Source organism: Microbacterium sp. B19 (assembly GCF_000333395.1).
Lineage (GTDB): Bacteria > Actinomycetota > Actinomycetes > Actinomycetales > Microbacteriaceae > Microbacterium.
The window spans coordinates 1-3981 of the sequence record NZ_BADA01000278.1 but is presented as its reverse complement, the minus strand read 5'-3'; the positions used below and the strand labels follow the sequence as shown (position 1 = coordinate 3981).

The 3981-nt window shown below is 70.2% G+C and carries 3 protein-coding genes and 1 pseudogene; 1 reads left to right on the top strand and 3 read right to left on the bottom strand.

Going from position 1 to position 3981, the window contains the following annotated elements; all coding sequences use genetic code 11:
- The 3 genes from cydD to I5G_RS21775 form a co-directional block, all read right to left on the bottom strand.
- A partial coding sequence (gene cydD / locus I5G_RS10235) for a thiol reductant ABC exporter subunit CydD (protein ID WP_022878975.1) occupies positions 1–1482 on the bottom strand: 1482 nt, incomplete at its 3' end.
- Positions 1479–2510: a cytochrome d ubiquinol oxidase subunit II gene (gene cydB, locus I5G_RS10230; protein ID WP_022878974.1), complete on the bottom strand. Its 1032-nt coding sequence runs from the start codon at positions 2508–2510 to the stop codon at positions 1479–1481. The genes cydB and cydD, both read right to left, overlap by 4 nt.
- Before the next feature lie 22 nt (positions 2511–2532).
- A complete protein-coding gene (locus tag I5G_RS21775) occupies positions 2533–3801 on the bottom strand; it encodes a cytochrome ubiquinol oxidase subunit I (RefSeq protein WP_239642522.1) in 1269 nt (422 codons plus the stop codon).
- Between I5G_RS21775 and I5G_RS24650 the strand changes: the two are divergent.
- A pseudogene (locus I5G_RS24650) lies at positions 3686–3981 on the top strand (alpha-mannosidase 2C1); the annotation flags it as partial. The gene I5G_RS21775 and the pseudogene I5G_RS24650 sit on opposite strands and share 116 nt — an antisense overlap.

The window sequence follows — 3981 nt, the reverse complement described above, 5'->3', positions numbered from 1 at the left end:
AGCGCTCGAGGGTTCGTCGAGGACGAGGATCCGCACGCCGGTGGTCCGCGCGCGGTAGAGGGCACGGGCGACGGCGACGCGCTGAGCCTGCCCGCCCGACAGCCCCGCGCCGCCCGCGCCGAGCGGGGTCGCCGGGTCGAGGTCCTCGGCTCCGGCGTCCGCGAGGGCGGTGGCGACCGCCGCGGGATCGGCGGCGGAGCCGAGCGCGACGTTCTCGCCGACGGTGCCGGACACGAGCCCCGGTCGCTGCCCCGCCCACGCGACGGCCGCGCGCGCGTGCGCGACCGGGCCTCCATCGAGGAGGACCTCGCCGTCGTACTCGGCGTACCCGAGGAGGGCGGCGAGCACGCTCGACTTCCCCACGCCGCTCGGGCCCGTCACCAGCACGACCTCGCCGGGGCCGACCGACAGCGAGACCGTCGGCATCCGGTGCGCTCCGCGGTCGACGCGGACGTCGCGCAGCTCGAGGGTCGCTCCGGTCGCAGCGGGGCCCTCCGGCGCCGGCGCGGTGCGGGCGGCATCCAGGGCGTCGAAGATCTCCTCGGTCGCCGCGACGCCCTCCGCGGCGGCGTGGAACTGCACGCCGACCTGGCGCAGCGGCAGGTACGCCTCGGGGGCGAGGAGCAGCGCGAACAGCCCGACCATCAGCGTCAGGTCGCCGGACAGCAGGCGGAAGCCGATCGTGACGGCGACGATGGCGACCGAGATGGATGCCAGGAACTCCAGCGCGAAGCCGGAGAGGAACGACACGCGCAGCACCGTCATCGTCTCGCGCTTGAAGTCGCGCGTGACCTTCTCGATCGTGTCGGCGGCGCGGTGCTCGCGCCCGAACGCCTTGAGCGTGCCGAGGCCCTCGACGGTGTCGGCGAACCGGGCGGCCAGACGCCCGAGGGTGCCGTACTGCTTCTTCTGCACGGTGCGGGTGGCGAGGCCGATGAGCACCATGAACAGCGGGATGAGGGGGAGCGTCAGGAGGACGATGAGCCCCGACAACGGGTCGGCGAGCGCGATCGCACCGAGAAGGATCGGCGTCGTGATCGCGGTGGCGACGAGCTGGGGGAGGTAGCGCCCGAAGTAGGCGTCGAGGGCTTCGAGTCCGTGACCGGCCGTGACCGACAGCGAAGCGGCGTTGCGGCGGCCGAGCCAGCCGGGTCCCAGGGTCGTGACGGCGTCGACCAGGCGTTCGCGCAACTGCAGCGACGCTGCCGCGGCGCCGCGGGCCGACACGCGTTCGGAGGCCGCGATGAGGAGGCCCCGGAGAACGACCAGCGCCGCCGCAGCCGCCACGTACCCCGTCAGCTCTCCGAGGGGGCGCCCGTCGATCGCGCCCACGAGGGCGGAGGTCAGTGCCCACGCGAAGCCGACGACGACCCCCGTCTGGGCGAGGACGATCGCCGCGCTGACCGCGAAGAACCTGCGGGAGGCGGAGGCGTATCGCACCAGTCGGGGGTCGACGGGGCGCACCCGGGTCGTGTCGGTCAATGCGCCACCAGTGCGGCCTTCTCGATGCGGGCGCGGGTCACGCGCTTGCGGAACACCCAGTACGTCCAGCCCTGGTAGGCGAGGACGAGCGGCAGGAAGATCAGCGCCGCCCAGCTCATGATCGTGAGCGTGTAGTCGGTGCTGGAGGCGTTCTCGATCGTCAGACCCGAACCCGGTTCGAGGGTGGACGGCATGACGTTCGGGAACAGGGCGAAGAAGAGCGCGGCCACGGCGGTGATGATCGTGATGGCGCCGAGCGTGAACGCCGTGCCCTCGCGGTCGCGGAGGTTCGCGACCCAGGACCCGATGAGCGCGAGCGCCGCGACGCCGGAGAAGGCGACGACGCCGAGCAGGAGCGGGGCCTGGTTGTTCGCGGCCTGGATGATCGTCCAGACCAGGAACAGGGCGGCGGCCACGATCGTCAGGATGCCGGACTTCCGGGCGAGGGCGCGGGCGTCGGTGCGGACCTGGCCGTCGGTCTTCAGCGCCACGAAGTAGACGCCGTGCGTGAAGAACAGCAGCAGGGTGACGATGCCGCCGAGGAGCCCGTACGGGTTGAGCAGCGTGAACAGGCTGCCGACGTACTCATGGTTGGCATCCAGGGGCACGCCCTGCACGATGTTCGCGAACGCCACGCCCCACAGGAGTGCGGGGACGGCGGAGCCGATGACGATCATCCGGTCGAAGCCGCGCTTCCACTTCAGCGACTCGCGCTGGTGGCGGTACTCGAAGGAGACGCCACGGGCGATGAGCGCCAGCAGGATCAGGAGGAGCGGGAGGTAGAACCCGCTGAAGAGGGTGGCGTACCACTCGGGGAACGAGGCGAACAGCGCCGCCCCGGCCACGATGACCCACGTCTCGTTCAGGTCCCACACCGGGCCGATGGTGTTGATGATCTGTCGGCGGGCGATGTCGTCCTTGCCGAGGAACGGCAGCGACATCCCGACGCCGAAGTCGAACCCGTCCAGGACGAAGTAGCCGATGAAGAGGAATCCGACGATCCAGAACCAGAGGTATGCGAGGTCCATGACTGTCTCCTAGTAGACGGGCTCAGTAAACCGTGGTCGGGGTGTTCTCGACGGTGTCGGGCTCGCTCGGCGCGTTCGGGTCGGGCAGCGGGTCCGGGCCCTTCTGCGCGTACTTCTTGATGAGTCCGAATTCGACGACGGCGAGGGTGGCGTAGATCGCGGTGAAGGCGACGAGCGAGATCAGCACGCTCCACCCGGGGACGCTGGGGGAGACGCCGTCCTGCGTGAGCATCAGGCCGAACACGATCCAGGGCTGGCGGCCCATCTCGGTGAAGACCCAGCCGACGAGGCTGCCCAGCAGCGGCAGGGGCGCCGCCCAGATCGCCACGCGCCACATCCACTGCGCGACCGGGCGCTTCGCGTTCTTCCGCGTGACCCAGAGACCCACGACGCTGATGAGGGTCGCGAGACCGCCGAGCGCGATCATCCAGCGGAAGGCCCAGTACGTCACCCACAGGACCGGGGCGAAGTTGCCGTCCACCTGGTCGGCGAACTGCGGGAACATCTGCTGGCTGTACATCGCGTTCAGGTCGTTGATGCCCTCGACGCAGCCGTCCAGGGAGTGCGTGGACAGGATGCTGAGGAGGAACGGCACGCGGATCGAGAACAGCTCGCTCGTGCCGTCGGGCGTGCCGAGCGTGAAGATCGAGAACGAGGCGTTCGCGCCGCACACGGTGTTGAAGGTCGCCTCGGCCGCGGCCATCTTCATGGGCTGCGTGGCCACCATCACCAGGCTCAGCTGGTCGCCGGCGATCGCGACGAGGACGAAGGACACCACGGTCGACCAGAGGCCGAAGCGCAGCGGGGCGCGCATCATCTCGACGTTGCGGCCGCGGGCCAGATGCCAGGCGGAGACCGACACCACAACCATCGCGGCGAACATCCACCCCGAGAAGATCGTGTGCGGGAACGCCGCGAGCGCCACGGGGTTCAGGAGCAGCTTGCCGAAGTCGACGAGTTCGGCGCGGTGGCCGTCGGCGGACATCTGGTAGCCGACCGGGTTCTGCATGAACGCGTTGGCCGCGATGATGAAGTACGCAGAGAAGGTCGCGCCGAGGGTCGCGAGCCAGATGCTCGCGAGGTGCAGCCCGCGGGGGAGCTTGTCCCACCCGAAGATCCACAGACCGATGAAGGTCGCTTCGAGGAAGAACGCCAGGAGCCCCTCGAACGCGAGCGGGGCGCCGATCGTGAAGCACTCCACCCCGCGGGAGTTCTTCGAGACCGCCGAAGCCGAGTACGCCGACCCCGCCGTCTGGGCCGGCGAGCTGTACCTCGAGTTCCACCGCGGCACCTACACCAGCCAGTTTGCGCACCAAGCAGGGAAACCGTCGCAGCGAGCACCTGCTGCGCGAGGCGGATCTGTGGGCCGCGACCGCGGCCGTGCGCACGGGCGCGGACTATCCCGCGGCCACGTTCCGGCGGCTGTGGCAGTTGGTGCTGCTGCAACAGTTCAACGACATCCTGCCCGGGA

Bases quoted from the DNA above. Each gene is read 5' to 3' on its own strand.
- cydB (WP_022878974.1), bottom strand. From the start codon at position 2,510: ATGGACCTCGCATACCTCTGGTTCTGGATCGTCGGATTCCTCTTCATC.